The following is a 19,031-nucleotide window of genomic DNA, read 5'->3' on the forward strand; positions in this document are numbered from 1 at the left end:
GTCACATTCGCTCGAAACCACGGAACAGCTCCCAGTCCGTCACCGCCGCGTCGAAGGCGGCCAGCTCCACGCGCGCGTTGTTCGCGTAGTGCTCGACCACGTCGTCGCCGAACGACTCCCTGGCCAGCTTCGACCCCTCGAACAGAGCGAGCGCGTCCCGGAGCGTGTGGGGCACGGTCTCGGCGCCGGAGTCGTAGGCGTTGCCTCCGAAGGCGTCCTCCAGCGGCAGCTCCCGGTCGATGCCGTCCAGCCCGGCCGCGATCAGCGCCGACACCGCCAGGTACGGGTTGACGTCCCCGCCCGGCACCCGGTTCTCCACCCGCAGCGAGGGCCCGTGGCCCACCAGCCGCAGGGAGCAGGTGCGGTTGTCGACGCCCCACTTGACGGCGGTGGGCGCGAAGCTGCCGGGCACGTAACGCTTGTAGGAGTTGACGTTGGGCGCGTACAGCAAAGTGAGCTCGCGCATGCGGGCGAGCTGCCCGGCGATGAACCGCGCGCCGAGCGGCGAGAGCCCGTACGGCCCCTCGCCCGCCATCACCAGGCCGCCGTCGAGGCCGCGCAGCGAGATGTGGATGTGGCAGGAGTTGCCCTCGCGCTGGTTCGGCTTGGCCATGAAGGTGATCGAGCGGCCCTCCTGGGCGGCGATCTCCTTGGCGCCGTTCTTGTAGATCGAGTGGTTGTCGCAGGTGCGCAGGGCCTCGTCGTAGCGGAAGGCGATCTCGTGCTGGCCGAGGTTGCACTCGCCCTTGGCGGACTCGACGTACATGCCGGCGCCCTCCATGTCGCGCCTGATGCGCCGGAGCAGCGGCTCGACGCGGGCGGTGCCGAGGAGGGAGTAGTCGACGTTGTAGAGGTTGGCGGGGGTCAGGTCGCGGTAGGCGCGCCGCCAGGCGTCCTCGTAGCTGTCGTCGTAGACGACGAACTCCAGCTCGGTGCCCACGTACGCGGCCAGGCCCCGGTCGGCCAGGCGGGCGAGCTGGCGGCGCAGGATCTGCCGCGGCGAGGCGGTGACCTCGCCGCCCTCCTCCCAGGCCAGGTCGGCCATGACCAGGGCGGTGCCGTCCTGCCAGGGGACCCGGCGCAGGGTGGACAGGTCGGGCTTCATCGCGAAGTCGCCGTAGCCCCGGTCCCAGGAGGACATGTCGTAGCCGGCGACGGTGTTCATGTCCACGTCGACCGCGAGCAGGTAGTTGCACCCCTCGGAGCCGTGGTGCAGCACCTCGTCCAGGAAGTAGCGGGCGGAGAGCCGTTTGCCCTGCAACCTGCCCTGCATGTCGGCGACGGCGAGCAGCACCGTGTCGATCCGGCCGGACGCGACCTCGCCCCGCAGTTCCTCGACGGACAGGAATCCGTTGCCCGCTGGTTCGCTCACCCTAGGTCGCTCCGATCTGCTCTGAAGCGCTTTCCCGTTGATTGGGCTAGTCTCAGACCATTGATGTGCATGCCGGGATCGCTTGTCAAGACCTGAGGACACCTTGGACGATTCGGCGCGTTTGATGACAGTGCTGCGGCCGGTGAAGGCGGGAAACGCCTTCGAGGAGACCGTGGAACGGCTGCTCCAGGCGATCAAACTGGGCGTGGTGGCGTACGGCGACAAGCTGCCGCCCGAGCGCGAGCTCGCCGTGCGGCTGGGCATCAGCAGGGTCACCCTGCGCGAGGCGATCCGCGCCCTTCAGGACGCGGGCTACCTCGACGTGCGGCGCGGCCGGTACGGCGGCGCGTTCGTCACCTATGTCCCGCCGCGGCCCGACGCGGGCGACCTGCGGCAGGCGGTGGCCGACATGGGCATGGCCGAGCTGTCGGACGCGCTGACGTTCCGGCTGGCGGTCGAGTGCGGGGCGGCGCAGGTGCTGGCCGCGGCCGACCTGGCCCCCGGTCAGCGGGAGGTGCTGCTGCGCCGGCTGGCCGAGCTGGACGCGGCGCCCCTGGAGGACTACCGGCGCCTCGACACGGCCTTCCACTTGTCGATCGCCGAGCTGACCGGCTCGACGCTGCTCGCGGCGACGTGCGCAGACGCCCGCTCCCGGGTGAGCGACCTGCTGAACGCGATCCCGATGCTCCAGGTGAACATCGAGCACGCGGCCGCCCAGCACCGGGCCATCGTGGACGCCATCCTGGCCGGCGACCCGGACGCGGCGCGCCGGGCGATGGCCGAGCACCTGGAGGGCACGGCGGCCCTCCTGCGCGCCTTCCTGGCCTGAGCCTGGGCGGGCCTTCAGGCCGCGGCGCCGCCCGGGGCGCGGACCTGGAAGGTGTGGCGGGTGCCGTCGGGCCAGGTCAGCGTGATGTCGTCAGCCGTCACCGCCGCCGTCGGCACCGTCAGCGTGATGTCGTCAGCCGTCACCGCCGCCGTCGGCACCGTCAGCGTGATGTCATCGGCCGCCACCGCCGCCGTCGGCACCTCGGCGGGGTCGCCGCCCAGGACGGCCGCGCTGACCGCCCAGCCGTCCGCCGCCACCCCCTCCAGCACGGGCACGGCCGCCGGAGCTCCGAAGGCGCTGCCCTCGGGGTCGCCGGCGATGTACGCCCGGCTGTAGCCGCGCACCGCGACCAGCTCGGAGACCAGCCCGTCGCCGTCCCGGACCCGAGCGCCGGGCCCGCCGGCCGGGTCCGCGGCCGCGACGAGCGCCCAGCCGCTCTGCCGGACCGCCGAGCCGGGCGCGACCCGATGGACGCGCACCTCGACGGCCCCCCTGATCACGCTCAGGCTCTCCACGCCGGCGCTCGCCGACGCCGCCCACGCCAGGTCGCCCGCCGAGCCCGCCCCCCGAGGGGTGATCGTGCCGCGCCCGGCGACCGTGCCGTCCGGGCCGACCACGCCGAAGTGGTTGTCGGGGACGCCCATGGTCGGCGCCGTGCGGGTGGAGTAGGCGTAGCGGTCGTACAGGGGGTCGCCGGGGTGGTGCTGGCTGCCGTGGTTGAGCAGGCGGGCGACGTCGCCGGTGTGCTGGACGACCAGTCCGGGGCCGGGCAGCGCGGCGAGCCCGGTGGGGCCGGGCTCCTCGGGCGCCGTCCACACCGGGTGGCCGGCCGGCAGCAGCAGCCCGAGGAACGCCTTCGACGCCCAGTACGGCGACGCCGAGCCGGAGTAGGACTGCAGCGAGGGCTCGTGGGGGCCGTGCCAGCCCAGCGTGAGCAGCCCCTCGGGGGAGAGCGCGCCCTCGTCGAGGAAACGGCGCAGGACGCCGGAGGCGATGCGGCGGGTCTGGCCGGGGGACAGCGGGGTGGCCTCCAGCAGGGCTCCGGCGAAGAGCGAGGTCGCCGAGGCGAAGCGGTAGGTGAGGGAGCGGCCCTGGTAGAGCATGCGGCCGTCCTGGTCGAAGGTGAGCGCGTAGCTCTCCAGGAAGCGGCGCAGGCGGGGCCCGGGGGAGCCCTGGCCCGACAGGTGGGCCAGCAGGGCCGGGTAGAGGTGCATGGCCCAGCTGTTGTAGTGGTCGAAGGAGCGGTTGTCGCCGTCGGCGTACCAGCCGTCGCCGGCGTACCAGGGCTCGATGCGGGCCAGGCCGCGCGCCACCGCCGCGCCGGCCTCCCCGGCGTGCAGGCCGACGGCCGACAGGAAGCCGCCCACCATGGCGGGGAACAGCCACCAGTTGTTGTCCACCGGCTCGTGGCGCAGGGCCGCGGCCAGGTAGGCGGCGACGCGTTCGCGGGTGGCGGGGGACAGGCGGTCCCACAGGCTCTCGCGGGTCAGCCAGAGTGACAGGGCGATCGAGGCCGCCTCGACCATGGGCTGGGTGCGGTCCTCGATCGGCTGCCAGACGCCGGGGCCGGACTCCAGGCCGCGCGCGTACGGGGCCAGCAGCTCCTCGGGGCCGCCGCCGGCCACGCGGAAGGCGGCCAGCAGGAAGGTGCGCGCGTACCCCTCCAGGCCGTCGCAGCGCGACCAGCTCTCGCGCCCCGGCAACGTGATCACGGCGCCGTCCGGGGAGCGGTACGGTTCCACCGCGGCCAGCAGCCCGTCGGCCACCGCCTCCCAATGGGCGCGGGTCCAGCCGGTGTACGGGCTGAGCGTTCGATCCTCCGGGGGAAGCGGGAACATGCGGCACTCCAAAGGGACGTCCGGTCTCGGGCGGGACCTTAGCATCCTGATCGAACGAAAGCATCCGTTCAAAAACGAAAGCACTTCCCGCTAGGATCGTAGGGTCGAGTCAGAAGGAGTCGCGGTGTTCGCCGAACAACGTCATGAACTGATCCTGCGCGAGGTGCGCGAGCGCGGTTCCGTACGCCTGGCCGAGCTGGTCGACCGGCTCAACGTCTCGATGGTCACCCTGCGCAGGGACGTCGAGCACCTGGCCGGCCAGGGCCTGGTCAACCGCGTGCACGGCGGCATCACCCGGCCCGAGTCCGTGCCCGCCCCCACCAGGGAGCGCTCCCTGACCCTCGGCATGCTGGTGCCCTCGGCCACCTACTACTACCCGGCGGTCATCAGGGGCGCCCGTGAGCAGGCCGAACGGCTGGGCGCGCGGCTCGTCCTCGGCGTCTCGCGCTACGACGACGAGGAGGACCGCACCCAGGTCAGGCAGCTCGTGGACGGCGGCATCGAGGGCCTCCTGCTCACCCCGAGCAGGCAGCCGGACGCCTCGCACGAGGGCTGGCTGGCCGAGCTGGGCGTGCCGGCGGTGCTCGTCGAGCGGCGGGCCGAGCTGGGCGGGCCCGCCTCGCTGCTGGACGCGGCGGCCTCCCACCACGCCCACGGCGCCTTCCTCGGCGCGCGGCACCTGGCCGAGCTCGGGCACCGGCGCCTGGCCATGGTCTCGCGGGACAGCCCGACGGCCCCCCGGGTGCGGCACGGGTTCCTCGCCGCCGTCCGCGACCTGGGGCTGGCCGAGCCCGTCCACCTCGACGTCGCGCAGGAGGGGCCCTCGCGCGAGCAGGTGGCCGGCGTGGTCGCGGCGATCAGGGGCGGTGTCACGGCCATGCTCGTGCACAACGACGAGGACGCGTTGCTGCTGGTCCAGCACCTGCGGGCGGCCGGGGTGCGCATTCCCGAAGAGGTGTCGCTGGTCGCCTACGATGACGAGGTGGCGGCGCTCAGCGACCCCCCGCTCACGGCCGTCGCGCCCCCCAAGGCCGCGGTCGGCCGCTGTGCCGTCGACCTGCTGGTGAGCCGGATCCAGGAGGGCCCGCGGCGCCCTGCCCAGCACGTGGCGCTGCTGCCCGAGCTGAGGGTCCGGGAATCCACGGTCGCGCCGCGTCCGTGAAGTTACGCATCCATTTCGTTATTGATCGATTTGTGGCCTCTCTCTAGACAACCGATCGAGTATGAGCGAATGATGCCTTATCGATCGAAAGCGATGAGGAGCCATCGATGGGACGCAAGAGCGCCGGCATTGCCGGACTGCTGGCCGGTATGAGCCTGCTCGCCGCCGCGTGCGGCAGCACGGAGCCGGCGCAGCCCGCGGGTGAGGCGGGCAAGCCCGCCCAGGTGACGTTCTGGGGCTGGGCGAAGGGCACCCAGCAGGTCGTGGACGCCTTCAACAAGTCACACAAGGACGTCCAGATCAAGTACGAGGAGATCCCCTCGGGCAACGCGGGCGGCTACGCCAAGTTCTCCAACGCCGTCAAGGCCGGCAACGCCCCCGACGTCATGTCCGTGGAGTACCCGCAGCTCCCCGACTTCGTGAACCAGGGCGCCCTCCAGGACATCTCGGCCGACGTGGCCGACGTCAAGTCCAAGTACCCGGCCGAGGTCTTCAGCCTGGTCGAGCTGGGCGGCAAGGCGTGGGCGCTGCCCATGGACGCCGCGCCGCAGGTGTTCTTCTACCGCAAGGACCTGTTCGAGAAGAACAAGATCGAGGTCCCCAAGACCTGGGACGACTTCCGCGCCGCCGCCGAGAAGGTCAAGAAGGCCGACGGCAAGTCCCGCATCGCGACCTTCTTCCCCGACGACCCGAGCGTGCTGGCCGCGCTGTCGTGGCAGGCGGGCGGCAAGTGGTTCGGCACCGAGGGCGACGCCTGGAAGGTGACGATCAACGACGAGCCCAGCAAGAAGGTCGCCGAGTACTGGCAGGGCCTGGTCAAGGACGACCTGCTCAAGGTCCAGCCGTCCTTCAGCCAGGAGTGGAACGCCGCCTTCGAGGACGACACCCTCTGGGGCTACGTCGGCGCCAACTGGGGCGCGGGCGTCATGAAGGGCAACCACGCCGGCCAGTCCGGCAAGTGGGCCATCGCGCCGATCCCGAACTGGGGCACCCCGGCCAGCGGCATGCTCGGCGGCACCACGTTCGGCGTGAGCAAGGGGTCGAAGAACGCCAAGGCCGCCGTCGAGGTCGTCAAGTGGCTGACCGGCTCGGAGGAGGCGTGGACCGCCCGCCTGTCCTCGGGCACCTCCAGCGGCTTCCCGGCCATCGCCGACCTCGTGCCGGTCGCGGCCAAGAGCTTCGACGCCTCCTTCTACGGCGGCCAGGACATCTACGCGCTGTTCTCGGAGTCGTACAAGACGGTCCAGCCCGGCTGGACGTGGGGCCCGAGCATGGTGCAGACGCTGACCACGTTCAAGGACGCGCTCGGCAAGGTGTCCAGCGGCGAGACCACCATCCCCGGCGTGCTGGACACCGCTCAGACGGCCACCGTCGGCGAGATCAAGAGCCGCGGCCTCAACGTCGCCCAGCAGTAGCACGACGCGCGCGGCGGAGCGCCGGCTCCGCCGCGACCCACCGAAAGGCAGCTTGTGACTCCTCCAGTAGGAAGCGGTCGCGGCGGCGAGGGGTGGCGGCGGCGGGGGGCGATCCTGCTGTTCGTCGGGCCGTTCTTCGCCCTGTTCGCGGCCGTGATCGTGGCCCCGCTGGCCTACGCGGTCTACCTCAGCCTGTTCAGCGAGAAGTCGTCGGGGCTCGGCTTCGGCGGCGCGGAGACCGTGTTCGTCGGGCTCGGCAACTACCTGGACACGCTGAAGGACTCCGCCTTCACCGACGGTTTCCTGGTCATCCTCGGCTACTGCGTGCTGTACATCCCGCTGATGATCGGCGGCGCGCTCACGCTGGCGCTGCTGCTGGACTCCGGGCTGGCCAGGCTGGGCAAGTTCTTCCAGCTCGCGCTGTTCATGCCGCACATCGTGCCGGGCGTGATCGCCGGGCTGATCTGGCTCTACCTGTACCTGCCCGGCATCAGCCCCATCGTGGACCTGCTCGGCGACGTCGACTTCCTCGGCGGCGACCACGTGCTCGGCTCGGTGGTCAACATCGCGCTGTGGGAGTGGGTGGGCTACAACATGATCATCTACTTCGCGGCGCTCCAGGCCATCCCGGCCGAGGTCGTCGAGGCGGCCAGGATGGACGGCGCGGGCCCGCTGCGCGTCGCCCTCCAGGTCAAGGTGCCGCTGATCCGCGGCGCCGTGGTCACCACCGTGCTGTTCACGATCATCGGCTCGCTGCAGCTGTTCACCGAGCCGATGGTGCTCGACAACGTCAGCGACGGCGTGGTCAGCACCTGGACGCCCAACATGTACGCCTACAACGAGGCGTTCGGCAACAACGACTACGGCCAGGCCGGCGCGGCCTCCATCCTGCTCGCGCTGCTCGCCGCCGTGCTGTCCTACGCCGTCACGAAGTGGGGGAACCGCCGGTGAAGTGGATGTCCCGCGCCACGGTCAACGTGCTGCTGATCATCTCCGCGCTCTACACGCTGCTGCCGCTGACGTGGCTGCTGTTCGCCTCCACCAAGTCGCTGTCCGACCTGTACTCGACGCCCGGCTTCTCCTTCGCCGGCTTCAACCTGTTCGAGAACATCAGGGCGGTCGCGCGGGAGGGCGACGGCGTCTTCTTCCGCTGGTACCTCAACAGCGTCCTGTACGCCGGCGTCGGCGCGGCGGTCAGCTCGTTCGTCACCGTGATGTGCGGCTACGCCTTCGACAAGTACTCCTGGTTCGCCAAGGAGAAGATGTTCGGGCTGGTGCTGCTCGGCGTGCTGGTGCCGACCACCGCCACCGCCGTGCCGCTCTACCTGCTGGCCTCCAAGGTCGGCGTGGTGAACACGTTCTGGTCGGTGTTCGTGCCGGTGCTGGTCCATCCGTTCGGCGTCTACCTGGCGCGGGTGCTCTCGTCCGGGTACGTGCCCGGCGAGGTGCTGGAGGCGGCCAGGTCCGACGGCGCCGGCGAGCTGCGCACGTTCGTGTCCGTGGCGCTGCCCATGCTGCTGCCCGCGTACGTGACGATCTTCCTGTTCCAGTTCACCGCTATCTGGAACAACTTCTTCCTGCCCCTGGTCATGCTGAGCGACCAGCAGCTCTACCCGCTCAGCCTCGGCCTGTACGGCTGGGAGAAACAGGGCAACGCCTTCCCCGAGTTCCACAGCCTCGTGATCACCGGGTCGCTGCTGTCCGTGGTGCCCCTGCTGCTGGTGTTCGTGTCCCTGCAGCGGTTCTGGAAGGCCGGGATGACGGCGGGCAGCGTCAAGTGAACGAGCTCTCGGGGGAGAACATGAACAAGCCGGTGACGGTCGTCGCCATGGCCGCGGGGGTCGCCGAGCGCATGCTCACCGGCGAGGTGCGGGCCCGGCTGGCCCGGGTGGCCGACGTCCGGGCCGAGGTCGCCGCGTTCGACGGCGCCGACCTGTCGCAGGCCGAGGTGCTGTTCACCTCGTGGGGGTGCCCGCCGGTGACCGCCGAGGTGCTGGCCCGCGCCCCCCGGCTGCGGGCGATCGTGCACGCGGCCGGCTCGGTCAAGCACCACGTCACCGACGCCTGCTGGGAGCGCGGCATCGTGGTCTCCTCGGCCGCCTCGGCCAACGCCGAGCCGGTGGCCGAGTTCACGCTCGCGGCGATCCTGTTCGCGAACAAGCGGGTGATCGACATCGCCCGCGCCTACCGGGCGCGGCGGGCCAACGACGACTGGGACGCCCGCTTCCCCGGCTTCGGCAACTACCGGCGGGTGGTCGGCATCGTGGGGGCCTCCAGGATCGGGCGGCGGGTGATCGAGCTGCTGCGGCCGTTCGACTTCGAGGTGCTGGTCAGCGATCCGTACCTGGCGGAGGACCTGGGGGCGCGCCGGGTCGGGCTGGACGAGCTGGTCGCCCGCTCCGACGTGGTCAGCCTGCACGCGCCCGACCTGCCCGAGACCCGCCACCTGATCGACGCGGGCCGGCTGGCCGCCATGCGCGACGGCGCCACGCTGATCAACACGGCCAGGGCCGCCCTGGTCGACCAGGACGCGCTCGTCGCCGAGCTGACCTCGGGACGGCTGTACGCGGTGCTCGACCACACCGAGCCGGAGTTCCTGCCCGCCGAGTCCCCCCTCTACGACCTGCCGAACGCGCTCGTCACGCCGCACGTCGCCGGCTCGCTGGGCGGCGAGCTGGCCAGGATGGCCGACCTCGCGCTCGACGAGCTGGCCCGGCACGCCCGGGGGCTGCCCTTCGAGCACGGGATCGAGCCCGCCACGCTGTCCCGGTCCGCCTGAACCCCTCTGAACCGCTCTGAACTGCTCAGAGTTCGCCTGAAACACCCCCGGAGAGGAAACATGCGCCTTCAGTTAGTCGCGGCCCTGGTCGTGGCGGCCGGACTGGTCGCCACCCCCGCGGAAGCGGCCGCCGCCAGGAACTTCTTCGTCGACTGCCAGGCGCCGGACGGCGGCTCGGGGCGCAACGCCGCCGGGCCGCTGAACAGCCTGGACGCCGTCAACGCCGTCACCTTCCGCGAGAAGGACACGATCAGGTTCAGGGCGGGGACCGTCTGCGCCGGGCGGCTCGAACCCGTCGGTTCCGGCACGGCCGCGCACCCCGTCGTCTTCACCTCCTACGGCGAGGGCCCCAAGCCGATCATCCAGGGCGACGGCGGCGAATGGGCCGTCCACCTGGTGGACAACAGTTACGTGACGCTGGAGAAGCTGCACATCACCAACCCGGCGGCCACCACGGCCAAGCGGACCGGCGTGCAGTACAACTCCACGACCCCCGAGCCGAAGGCCGGGCTGGTCCTGCGGGACCTGGAGATCTCCGACGTCGCCGGCTGGGGCAACAAGACCGGGGCGAACGGGTCCTGGTTCTCCTACTCGGCGGGCATCAGCATCCAGGCACTGCCCGAGGGCAAGGTCGGCTACCTGGACGGCATCACGATCACCGGCAACTACGTGCACGACACGGGCGGCGGCGGCATCAAGATCAGCCGTAAGGGCACCGACTACCACCGGAACGTGCTCATCGCCCGCAACACCATCCGCGCGGTCGGCGGCGACGGCATCGTGGTGCACGCCTCGGACCGGCCGCTGGTGGAGCAGAACCTGTTCGACGAGGGCGGCGCCGGGAAATACCCGTACGTAGACGGAAATTTCGCGGGAATGTGGCCGATCAACTCTGTTGACCCGGTGTTTCAGTTCAACGAGGTGACCCGGCAGCGGCCCACCATCTTCGACTCCACCGCCTGGGACTGCGACGGCGGCATCAAGGGCTCGTGCGTCTACCAGTACAACTACTCGCACGACAACGCCGGCGGCTTCTACCTCGGCTGCCAGAGCTGCACCGAGTTCCCCAACTACAAGGCCACCGCCATCCTGCGGTTCAACATCGCCCAGGACGACTGCCGCATCGCGGGCAACGCCTCCGGCGACAACACGAGCCCGCTGTGGCTGTACAACAACACGTTCTTCTGCCCGTCGCAGAAGCTCGACGTGGCCGTGCCCACCGGGAACTCGAAGATCGTCAACAACATCTTCCACGCGCCGTCCGGCACGCTGCCCTCGGCCCCCGGCATCGGCTACGACTCCAACGTCTACCACGGCGGCGTGGCCGTACCGGCGGCCGACGCCCGCGCGGTGACGGCCGACCCCGGGCTCGCCGCCCCCGGCACCGCCGACGGCGCCGCCGACGTGGACGGCTACAAGCTGCTCGAAGGCTCGCCCGCGCTCGCGTCCGGCGCGGTCGTGGACGGCCTCGGCGACCGCGACTACTTCGGCAACCAGGTCGCCGGCACGGTCTCGCGCGGGGCCTACAACGGGCCCGCCACCGCGCCGGTCGTGTCCGGCTCGATCGAGGAGGCGTACAACAACGTCGCGGTCAGCTCCGACCTCAACCCGAACGTCGGCGGCTTCTCCACCAGCGGCCGCAGCTACTCCGGCCAGGCGCTGGAGAAGGCGGGCCTGACGCCGGGCCGGACGGTGAACGTGCTCGGCGCCGACTTCGTCTGGCACCCGCGCCCGTACGGCACGACGGACAACGTCAAGGCCGCCGGGCAGACGGTCGCGCTGTCCGGGCAGGGCGCCAGGCTGGTCCTGCTCGGAGCAGGCGGGCTGAAGGCCCGCGAGGGCGTGTTCAAGGTCACCTACACCGACGGGACGACCGAGGACAGGACCGTCAGGTTCGGCGACCAGTGGGACGCGACCGCGCCCGCCGGGGGCGTGCTCGTGGCCCGCGCCGAGTACCACAACATGACCCAGACCAGCTACAAGAACCCGGCCACCGGGCAGACGCGCGAGTCGGGCGTGTCGGTGTTCGGCTATGCGGTGCCGCTCGACGCGTCCAGGACGGTCGCCACGGTGACCTTCCCGGCGGGCAGCCCGCTGGCGAACGCGGGGTTCCACGTCTTCGACATGAAGATCGCGAGCTGACGCCATGACGAGCACCCCGGCTCCCGGCCGGCCGCGCCGGGCGTCCGGCCCTCGTCCGGGGTTCCCGGCGCGCGGGCGGGTCCTGTGGGCGGCTCTCGCCCTGGCCGGGGTGCTCGTCGTCGGCATCGCGGTGCTGGGGAGGGAGGCCGGGGGCGGCGTACCCGCGCGGGCGGCGTCCGCGGGCGTGGCGGAGGTGCTCGGGATGCGTCCCGGGGACACGGTCGTCACGTTCGAGGGGGAGCCGGTGAGCGGGGCCGAGGTGCTCAGGGCGGCCGAGACCGTGCGCGCCGAGGTGATCTCCGAGTTCGCCGCCCAGGGGCTCGGCCCGGGTTTCTGGGACCGTCCCCGCGACGGCGTCACCCCGGCGCGGCGGCTCAGGGAGCGGGCGGTGCGGGCCGCCGTGCTGGACAAGGCGCGGCGGATCTGGGCCCGCGAGGCGGGCCTGCTCGCCGACGTCAGCGAGCAGGGATTTCAGCGCGAGCTGGCCGCCGAGAACGCCCGGCGCGCGCAGGCCGCGCGCTCCGGCCGCCCGATCCCGGGCGTGCCCTCCTACGACCAGTACACCTACGCGCAGGTGCGGGCCGCCGAGCTGGACTCGGCGCTCGGCAAGCTGCACGCGGCCACCCTCGACCTGTCCGAACGCCGCCTGCGCGACCGGTACGCCAGCACCGCGGCCCCCGGCGCGCCCCCTTTCGACCAGGTACGCGACAACCTCAGGCGGCAGCTCGTCATCGAGGGCTACGAACGGGCCCTCCAGGCGAGAGCCGCCTCATGAGCGCTCCCACGGCGGACATACAAGGCTGTTCCGGCTCGTACCATCGACTTCTAAGGTCATGGGGAACTGGTTCCAGAGCAACATCGTCACCACGGGACGGCTGCCGCTGTTCTGTTACTTCGTCACGCTCATCGTGGCGTTCATCGCCACCCGCATCAACGTCCGCCTGATCAGGGCCAAGGTCGGCTGGTTCCGCAACGTGAACGTGGGCGAGATGCACATCCACCACGTCGTGTTCGGCGTCGTGCTCATGCTCATCGGAGGCGTGACCGGGCTCATCGTCAACGGCGCCACGCAGGCCGGGCAGGTGGTCGCCGCCTGCGTGTTCGGCGTCGGCTCCGCCCTCGTGCTGGACGAGTTCGCGCTGATCCTGCACCTGCACGACGTCTACTGGGAGGAGGAGGGGCGCACCTCGGTGGACGCGGTCTTCATCGCCGTCGCCGTGACCGGCCTGCTCCTCATCGGCCTGCGCCCTCTGACCTGGGACTACGGCACGCCCGTCAACCCGGCGGCGCTGATCGTGGCCAACCTCGCGCTGGCGGTGATCACGCTGCTCAAGGGCAAGATCTGGACCGGGATGGCGGGGCTGTTCCTGCCCTTACTGCTCCTGGTGGGCGCCGTGCGCCTGGCCCGGCCCGGCTCGCCGTGGGCCCGCTGGTTCTTCCGCGGCGGACGCTCGCCCCGCAAGCTGGCCACCGCCGTCCACCGTGAGGAACGCTGGCGGCGGCCGGTCATCAGGGCCAAGATCGCGTTCCAGGAGTTCCTGTCGGGGCGGCACGACCTGCCCTCCAGCCGGCGTGGCCGTCGGCATACTTGACCCATGACACCGCTCGCGCCCCCCGCCGCGCTCTGATGCGCTTACCGCCGTTCCCCGAGCGCCTGCTGCGGGCCCTGTCGCCGGCCGGCGAGCGGCACGGGCTGCTGCTGGCCGGCGGTCACGCGCTGCGGGTCCACGGCTTCACCGACCGCCTGGTCGACGGCCTCGACCTGGTGACCGCCGCCGAACGGCCGCTGCCGTCCGCCGCGGGCGACGTCGTGGCCGCGTTGCGTGCCGGCGGGCTGGTCGCGGAGGTGGCCGAGAGCACCGCGTGGGCGGTCCGCCTGACCGTCACGGACCCGTCCACCGGGCACGACGCCGAGATCGCCCTGACCCGCGAGGCGCTGCGCGAGCCCCCGGTCGTGTGCGACGGCCTGCCGGTGGCGGCCCCGGCGGACGTGATCGGGCTGCGGGTGCGCGACCTGCACGAGAGAGGGCTGCCCGCCGACGTCGCCGACGCGGCCTCGGCGGCGCACGCGTTCTCCTTCCGCGACCTCGAACGCCTCGCCGCCGTCCACCTCGACGACTTCTCGCCGCAGGAACTGCTCATGCGGCTGGAGTTCGTCGAGCTGATGAGCGACGAACGCTTCGAGGCCCACGGCCTGGACGAACGGCACATCGAGGACATCCGCGCCTTCGCCCGGGAATGGACCGAGGACATCAAGCTGCGCAGGGCCGACGACGGCGACGCCGACTACGACGACCCCGACCTGCCCGAGGTCGACTGATCCGGCACCGGCGCGAGCACCGGGCGCTTGCACACCCGGCCGTCGCCCGACGAGCGGCCCCGCAGGCGCCGGGCGATCCACGGGCCGGCGAACGAGCCCAGCCAGCGTGCCTCCGCCGCCGCCGTACGCAGGCGGCCGGGCGGTGGCAGCACGGGGAGCGGCAGGTTCCAGCTGTCGTCGCTGCCGGGCAGCTCCAGCGCGTACGCCACCGACGCGGCGAACCTGGCGTGCCCCGCCGGGCTGGCGTGCAGCCGGTCGGGGCTCCACAACCGCGCGTCCGTCACCGCCGTGTCGGGGAAGGTGTCCACCAGCGTCACGCCGTGCCGGGCGGCGGCCTCGCGGACGCGGGCGTTGAGGTCGAGCACGCGCGGCAGCAGCGGCCTGGCCAGCGGCGCGATCCTGCCGATGTCGGGGAACGTGACCGTCACCACCCGCGCGCCCGCTCCGGTCAGCGCCGCGAACATGTGCTCCAGGTCGGCCGCGACGGCGGCGGCGTCGAACCCGGGACGGATGATGTCGTTCATGCCCGCCATGACCGTGGCCAGGTCGGGACGGAGCTCCAGCGCGACGGGAAGCTGCTCGGCGCGGATCTGGGCGGCCACCCGGCCGCGCACCGCGAGGTTGGCGTAGAGCAGGCCGGGATTGCCGCCGGCCAGGTGCTCGGCGAGCCGGTCGGCCCAGCCGCGGTGGCCGAGGACGTCGTCGCCGTCGCCGAGGCCCTCGGTCTGGCTGTCGCCGAGCGCGACGTAACGGGTGTAGGTCACGGGTTCTCCTCAGGGGTACGGGCGGCGCGCTCGCCGAGCGTCCGGGCGGTGCTCAGGCACCAGTCGCGCATCTCCCGCTCCAGGCGGCAGCCCGCCAGGCAGGACAGGTACGGGCCGACCCGCTCGCCCTCGCGCAGGAACGACTCCTCGTCACGGTCGCCGCGCAGGCGCAGCAGGGTCTTCTCGAAGAACGCGAGCTTGGCGGCGGCCTCCCCGGCGCGGTCGAGGAGCTGGGCGATCAGCGGCGCCGGGTCGAGCCGGTCGGCGGCGTGGACCTTGACGGCCAGGTCGTCGCGGAGCAGCAACGGTTTGGCCGGGGCCGCGACGAAGGCGGCCAGCTCGTCCAGACCGGCCGCGGTGACCGAGAACAGCCGTTTGTTCGGACGGCCGCGCTGGACCACCTCCCGGCCGGTGACCAGGCCGTCGGCCTCCAGCCTGGTCAGCTCGGCGTAGAGCTGCTGGGGGGCGGCGTACCAGAAGTTGGAGACGCCCACGTCGAAGATCTTGGTGAGCTGGTAGCCGCTGTACTCGCCGTCGAGCAGCGCCGCCAGCACGGCATGCCGCAACGCCATCAGCGATGCTCAAGAACATGACTACTCATGGACATGACTATAGGGCCGCCGCCGATCCCGGTGCCAGAGGGGGGCGATCGCCCGTGCGCCTCCTCCCCAAGGAGGAGGCGTCAACGAAAGTTGACATACTTTGGTCGTCAATCTAAGTTGACCCTGGCGTGGCGGTGCGGATCGCGCTGCGCCGTTCGTTGGGAAATTTCGAGAAATGTCGTGAGGGGAGTTGGGGTGCTCAAAGAGCTGCTGGCCTACATCCGGCCGCACCGGAAAATCCTGATCGCGGGCGGTCTGCTCGGGTTGATCGGCTCGGTGGCGGGGCTCGCGATGCCCCTGCTGGCCAAGTACGTCGTGGACGCCTTCGGCGAGGACCAGTCGCTGGCCGCGCCGCTGTTAGGGCTGACCGTGGCGGTGCTCGTCGGAGCCGTCGTCTCGGCCGGGGGCAACTACCTGATGGAACGCACCGGCGAGGGCGTCGTCCTGGGCGCCCGGCGCAGGCTCGTCGACCGGATGCTCCGGCTCAGGGTCGCCGACGTCGACCGGCTCAAGCCCGGCGACCTGATGTCGCGGGTGACGAGCGACACGACGCTGCTGCGCGCGGTGCTGACCAACGGGATCGTGGAGTCGGTCAGCGCGGTCTTCATGCTGGTCGGCGCGATCGTCATGATGGCCACCATGGACGGCGTGCTGCTGCTGGTCACGCTGCTCGTGGTGGTGGTGATCGGCGGCCTGGTCGCGCTCATCATGCCGCGGATCCAGCGGGCGCAGACGCAGGCCCAGGAGGCCGTCGGCGAGATGGGAGCCGTGCTGGACCGGGCGCTGCAGGCGTACCGGACGGTCAAGGCCAGCGGCGCGGAGGAGCGGGAGATCGCGGTCGTGGGGGAGGCGGCCGAGCGCGCCCGCGACCGCGGGCTGCAGGTGGCCGGCTGGACGTCGCTGGCCGGCGTGGCCACCTGGATGGCCGTGCAGATCGCCTTCCTGTGCGTGCTGGCCGTCGGCGGGTCGCGGGTCGCGTCGGGCGTGCTGGAGGTCTCGTCCCTGATCGCGTTCCTGCTCTACCTGTTCTACCTGGTGCCGCCGATCGGGCAGCTCGTCCAGGGTGCCGTCCAGCTCCAGAACGGGCTGGCCGCGATGCGGCGCATCAAGGAGATCGAGGACCTGCCCGGCGAGCCGGTCAGCGCCGCCGTCCCGGCCGGGAGCACGCCGGTGGGCCTGCGGTTCGAGGACGTCGTCTTCCGGTACGGCGACGACCGTCCCGCCGTGCACGACGGCGTCACCTTCGAGGTGCCCGCGGGCGGGCTCACGGCGTTGGTCGGGCCGTCGGGCGCGGGCAAGTCCACGGTGTTCGCCCTGCTCGAACGCTTCTACGAGCACCAGGACGGCCTGATCTCCATCGGCGGCCGGGACATCCGTGACTGGCCGCTCGGCGAGCTTCGGGGCGCGCTCGGCTACGTCGAGCAGGACGCCCCCGTCCTGGCCGGCACGCTGCGCGAGAACCTGCTCTTCGCCGCCCAGGACGCCACCGAGGACGAGCTGCGCCGCGCCGTCACCCGCACCCGGCTCGACGACCTGGTCGCCCGGCTGCCCGAAGGGCTCGACACGGCGGTGGGTCACCGCGGGGTGTTGTTGTCCGGCGGCGAGCGGCAGCGGGTCGCCATCGCCAGGGCGCTGCTGCGCAGGCCCAGGCTGCTGCTGCTCGACGAGGCCACGTCCCAGCTCGACGCGGTCAACGAGCTGCGGCTGCGCGAGGTCATCGCCGAGGTGGCGGCCGAGACGACGGTACTGGTCATCGCCCACCGGCTGTCCACCGTGACGAACGCCGACCGGATCGTGGTGATGGAGGCGGGCGGCGTACGGGCGGTCGGCACCCACGCCGAACTCGTCGCGGGCGACGACCTCTACCGCGAACTGGCCGCCACCCAGTTCCTGGTGAGCTGAAGGCCGCAAAGTGGTCCGCTGGGCGTTTCGGGACCGTAGGCGCAGGCTTCGCCTGTTGCCTACGGTGGTCCGCTGGGCGTTCTGGGACCGTAGGCGCAGGCTTCGCCTGCTGCCTGCGGTGGACCGCTGGGCGTTTTGGGACCGTAGGCGCAGGCTTCGCCTGCTGCCTGCGGTGGACCGCTGGACGCGGTCCACCGTAGTCTTCGGGTGACAAAGGTGAATGTGTTCATTCAGGAGGGTCACCATGAGCCGCAGCGTGCGCGCACCGCGAGGCACTACGATCACCGCGAAGGGGTGGCCGCAGGAGGCGGCGCTCCGCATGCTCCAGAACAACCTGGACCCCGAGGTCGCCGAGCACCCCGAGCAGCTGGTCGTCTACGGCGGCTCCGGCAGGGCCGCCCGCGACTGGCCCTCCTTCGACGCCATGGTCAGGACCCTGACCACCCTGGAGGGCGACGAGACGCTGCTGGTCCAGTCGGGCCGCCCGGTGGGCGTCTTCCGCACCCACGAATGGGCCCCCCGGGTGCTCATCGCCAACTCCAACCTGGTCCCCGACTGGGCCAACTGGGAGGAGTTCCGCCGCCTGGAGGCGGCCGGCCTCACCATGTACGGCCAGATGACCGCCGGTTCGTGGATCTACATCGGCACCCAGGGCATCCTCCAGGGCACCTATGAGACGTTCGCCGCGGTCGCCGCGAAGCGGTTCGGCGGCACGCTGGCCGGCACGATCACCCTCACGGCCGGCCTCGGCGGCATGGGCGGAGCCCAGCCGCTGGCCGTCACCATGAACGGCGGCGTCGCGATCTGCATCGACTGCGACCCCCGCTCGGTCACCCGCCGCATCGAGCACCGCTACCTCGACGTGCAGGCGGCCTCCCTGGAGGAGGCGCTGCGGCTGGCCTACGAGGCACGCGACGCGCGCCGCCCGCTGTCCATCGGCGTCGTGGCCAACGCCGCCGAGGCCCTGCCCGAGCTGCTGGCCGCGGGCGCCGAGATCGACATCGTCACCGACCAGACCTCCGCGCACGACCCGCTGATGTACCTGCCGGTCGGCGTCGCCTTCGAGGACATGGGCGCCGAACGCGACAAGGACCCGGCCGGCTTCACCGAGCGCGCGCGCACGTCGATGGCCCGGCACGTCGAGGCCATGGTCGGCTTCAAGGACGCCGGGTCCGAGGTGTTCGACTACGGCAACTCCATCCGCGGGGAGGCCCAGCTCGCCGGGTACACGCGGGCCTTCGACTTCCCCGGGTTCGTGCCGGCGTACATCAGGCCGCTGTTCTGCGAGGGCAAGGGGCCGTTCCGGTGGGCCGCGCTGAGCGGCGACCCGGCCGACATCGCCGCGACCGACCGCGCGATCCTGGAGCTGTTCCCCGACAACGAGCCGCTGGCCAGGTGGATCGCGCAGGCCGGCGAGAAGGTGCACTTCCAGGGGCTGCCCGCGCGCATCTGCTGGCTCGGCTACGGCGAGCGCAACGTCGCGGGCGAGCGGTTCAACGACATGGTGGCCTCCGGCGAGCTCCAGGCGCCGATCGTGATCGGCCGTGACCACCTGGACAGCGGGTCGGTGGCCTCGCCGTACCGGGAGACCGAGGCCATGGCCGACGGCTCGGACGCCATCGCCGACTGGCCGCTGCTCAACGCCATGCTCAACACCGCCTCCGGCGCGGCCTGGGTGTCCATCCACCACGGCGGCGGCGTGGGGATCGGCCGGTCCATCCACGCCGGGCAGGTCACGGTCGCCGACGGCACCGCGCTGGCCGGGGAGAAGCTCAACCGCGTCCTCACCAACGACCCCGGCACGGGCGTGATGCGGCACGTCGACGCGGGTTACGAGGAGGCCGCCGAGGTGGCCGAGGCCCGTGGCGTGCGCATCCCCATGCGCGAGTCCTGACCCCGCCGTCGC

General features: G+C 71.8%; 16 protein-coding genes. 12 read left to right on the forward strand and 4 right to left on the reverse strand.

What is annotated here, in order from left to right; all coding sequences use genetic code 11:
* Window position 1: 1 nt before the first annotated feature.
* Window positions 2–1,372, reverse strand: coding sequence for a glutamine synthetase family protein (locus ABZ459_RS16845; protein ID WP_357971138.1), 1,371 nt, complete (start codon window positions 1,370–1,372; stop codon window positions 2–4).
* A gap of 124 nt (window positions 1,373–1,496) precedes the next feature.
* Between ABZ459_RS16845 and ABZ459_RS16850 the strand changes: the two genes are divergently transcribed.
* Window positions 1,497–2,201 carry an FCD domain-containing protein gene (locus ABZ459_RS16850; protein WP_357971139.1) on the forward strand — a complete coding sequence of 235 codons (705 nt, stop codon included), beginning with the start codon at window positions 1,497–1,499 and terminating at the stop codon, window positions 2,199–2,201.
* A gap of 14 nt (window positions 2,202–2,215) precedes the next feature.
* Here ABZ459_RS16850 and ABZ459_RS16855 read toward each other — a convergent pair whose 3' ends face one another.
* Window positions 2,216–4,039: a DUF2264 domain-containing protein gene (locus tag ABZ459_RS16855; RefSeq protein ID WP_357971140.1), complete on the reverse strand. Its 1,824-nt coding sequence runs from the start codon at window positions 4,037–4,039 to the stop codon at window positions 2,216–2,218.
* Window positions 4,040–4,163: 124 nt separating this feature from the next.
* Between ABZ459_RS16855 and ABZ459_RS16860 the strand changes: the two genes are divergently transcribed.
* The 9 genes from ABZ459_RS16860 to ABZ459_RS16900 all read left to right on the forward strand — a co-directional run bounded on the left by ABZ459_RS16860 (window position 4,164) and on the right by ABZ459_RS16900 (window position 13,857).
* Window positions 4,164–5,201 carry a substrate-binding domain-containing protein gene (locus tag ABZ459_RS16860; protein ID WP_357971141.1) on the forward strand — a complete coding sequence of 346 codons (1,038 nt, stop codon included), beginning with the start codon at window positions 4,164–4,166 and terminating at the stop codon, window positions 5,199–5,201.
* A gap of 107 nt (window positions 5,202–5,308) precedes the next feature.
* Window positions 5,309–6,616, forward strand: a complete 1,308-nt coding sequence (locus tag ABZ459_RS16865) for an extracellular solute-binding protein (protein ID WP_357971142.1) — start codon at window positions 5,309–5,311, stop codon at window positions 6,614–6,616.
* A 54-nt stretch (window positions 6,617–6,670) separates the two neighbouring features.
* Window positions 6,671–7,567 (forward strand): sugar ABC transporter permease, encoded by an 897-nt coding sequence (locus ABZ459_RS16870; protein ID WP_352324984.1) that lies wholly within the window; start codon window positions 6,671–6,673, stop codon window positions 7,565–7,567.
* A gap of 5 nt (window positions 7,568–7,572) precedes the next feature.
* The gene (locus tag ABZ459_RS16875; protein ID WP_357971216.1) at window positions 7,573–8,397 is read left to right on the forward strand and encodes a carbohydrate ABC transporter permease; all 825 of its coding nucleotides are present in this window, start codon (window positions 7,573–7,575) and stop codon (window positions 8,395–8,397) included.
* Window positions 8,394–9,395: a hydroxyacid dehydrogenase gene (locus ABZ459_RS16880; protein WP_357971143.1), complete on the forward strand. Its 1,002-nt coding sequence runs from the start codon at window positions 8,394–8,396 to the stop codon at window positions 9,393–9,395. The genes ABZ459_RS16875 and ABZ459_RS16880 overlap by 4 nt, the downstream gene beginning before the upstream one ends.
* Window positions 9,396–9,455: 60 nt before the next feature.
* Window positions 9,456–11,537, forward strand: a complete 2,082-nt coding sequence (locus tag ABZ459_RS16885) for a right-handed parallel beta-helix repeat-containing protein (RefSeq protein ID WP_357971144.1) — start codon at window positions 9,456–9,458, stop codon at window positions 11,535–11,537.
* Between the two features lie 4 nt (window positions 11,538–11,541).
* Entirely contained in the window at window positions 11,542–12,312 is a 771-nt protein-coding gene (locus tag ABZ459_RS16890) for a hypothetical protein (protein WP_357971145.1), read from the forward strand.
* 58 nt (window positions 12,313–12,370) lie between these two features.
* The gene (locus ABZ459_RS16895; RefSeq protein ID WP_357971146.1) at window positions 12,371–13,129 is read left to right on the forward strand and encodes a hypothetical protein; all 759 of its coding nucleotides are present in this window, start codon (window positions 12,371–12,373) and stop codon (window positions 13,127–13,129) included.
* Window positions 13,130–13,164: 35 nt separating this feature from the next.
* Window positions 13,165–13,857, forward strand: coding sequence for a hypothetical protein (locus ABZ459_RS16900; RefSeq protein WP_357971147.1), 693 nt, complete (start codon window positions 13,165–13,167; stop codon window positions 13,855–13,857).
* Here ABZ459_RS16900 and ABZ459_RS16905 read toward each other — a convergent pair.
* Complete coding sequence (locus tag ABZ459_RS16905) at window positions 13,824–14,621, reverse strand: SGNH/GDSL hydrolase family protein (RefSeq protein ID WP_357971148.1); 798 nt, start codon at window positions 14,619–14,621, stop codon at window positions 13,824–13,826. The two genes, ABZ459_RS16900 and ABZ459_RS16905, sit on opposite strands and share 34 nt — an antisense overlap.
* Window positions 14,618–15,193 carry a PadR family transcriptional regulator gene (locus ABZ459_RS16910; protein ID WP_357971149.1) on the reverse strand — a complete coding sequence of 192 codons (576 nt, stop codon included), beginning with the start codon at window positions 15,191–15,193 and terminating at the stop codon, window positions 14,618–14,620. The genes ABZ459_RS16905 and ABZ459_RS16910 overlap by 4 nt, the downstream gene beginning before the upstream one ends.
* 225 nt (window positions 15,194–15,418) lie before the next feature.
* Between ABZ459_RS16910 and ABZ459_RS16915 the strand changes: the two genes are divergently transcribed.
* Together ABZ459_RS16915 and hutU are read left to right on the forward strand one after the other, a co-directional pair.
* Window positions 15,419–17,125 (forward strand): ABC transporter ATP-binding protein, encoded by a 1,707-nt coding sequence (locus tag ABZ459_RS16915; protein WP_357971150.1) that lies wholly within the window; start codon window positions 15,419–15,421, stop codon window positions 17,123–17,125.
* A gap of 244 nt (window positions 17,126–17,369) precedes the next feature.
* Entirely contained in the window at window positions 17,370–19,019 is a 1,650-nt protein-coding gene (gene hutU / locus ABZ459_RS16920; protein ID WP_357971151.1) for a urocanate hydratase, read from the forward strand.
* Window positions 19,020–19,031 lie beyond the last annotated feature (12 nt).

It is taken from the genome of Nonomuraea sp. NPDC005692, from assembly GCF_040631115.1.
Lineage (GTDB): Bacteria > Actinomycetota > Actinomycetes > Streptosporangiales > Streptosporangiaceae > Nonomuraea.

Bases quoted from the DNA above. Each gene is read 5' to 3' on its own strand.
- ABZ459_RS16850 (WP_357971139.1), top strand. From the start codon at position 1,497: ATGACAGTGCTGCGGCCGGTGAAGGCGGGAAACGCCTTCGAGGAGACC.
- ABZ459_RS16855 (WP_357971140.1), bottom strand. From the start codon at position 4,039: ATGTTCCCGCTTCCCCCGGAGGATCGAACGCTCAGCCCGTACACCGGC.
- ABZ459_RS16865 (WP_357971142.1), top strand. From the start codon at position 5,309: ATGGGACGCAAGAGCGCCGGCATTGCCGGACTGCTGGCCGGTATGAGC.
- ABZ459_RS16875 (WP_357971216.1), top strand. From the start codon at position 7,573: ATGTCCCGCGCCACGGTCAACGTGCTGCTGATCATCTCCGCGCTCTAC.
- ABZ459_RS16885 (WP_357971144.1), top strand. From the start codon at position 9,456: ATGCGCCTTCAGTTAGTCGCGGCCCTGGTCGTGGCGGCCGGACTGGTC.
- ABZ459_RS16890 (WP_357971145.1), top strand. From the start codon at position 11,542: ATGACGAGCACCCCGGCTCCCGGCCGGCCGCGCCGGGCGTCCGGCCCT.
- ABZ459_RS16895 (WP_357971146.1), top strand. From the start codon at position 12,371: ATGGGGAACTGGTTCCAGAGCAACATCGTCACCACGGGACGGCTGCCG.
- ABZ459_RS16900 (WP_357971147.1), top strand. From the start codon at position 13,165: ATGCGCTTACCGCCGTTCCCCGAGCGCCTGCTGCGGGCCCTGTCGCCG.
- ABZ459_RS16910 (WP_357971149.1), bottom strand. From the start codon at position 15,193: ATGGCGTTGCGGCATGCCGTGCTGGCGGCGCTGCTCGACGGCGAGTAC.
- hutU (WP_357971151.1), top strand. From the start codon at position 17,370: ATGAGCCGCAGCGTGCGCGCACCGCGAGGCACTACGATCACCGCGAAG.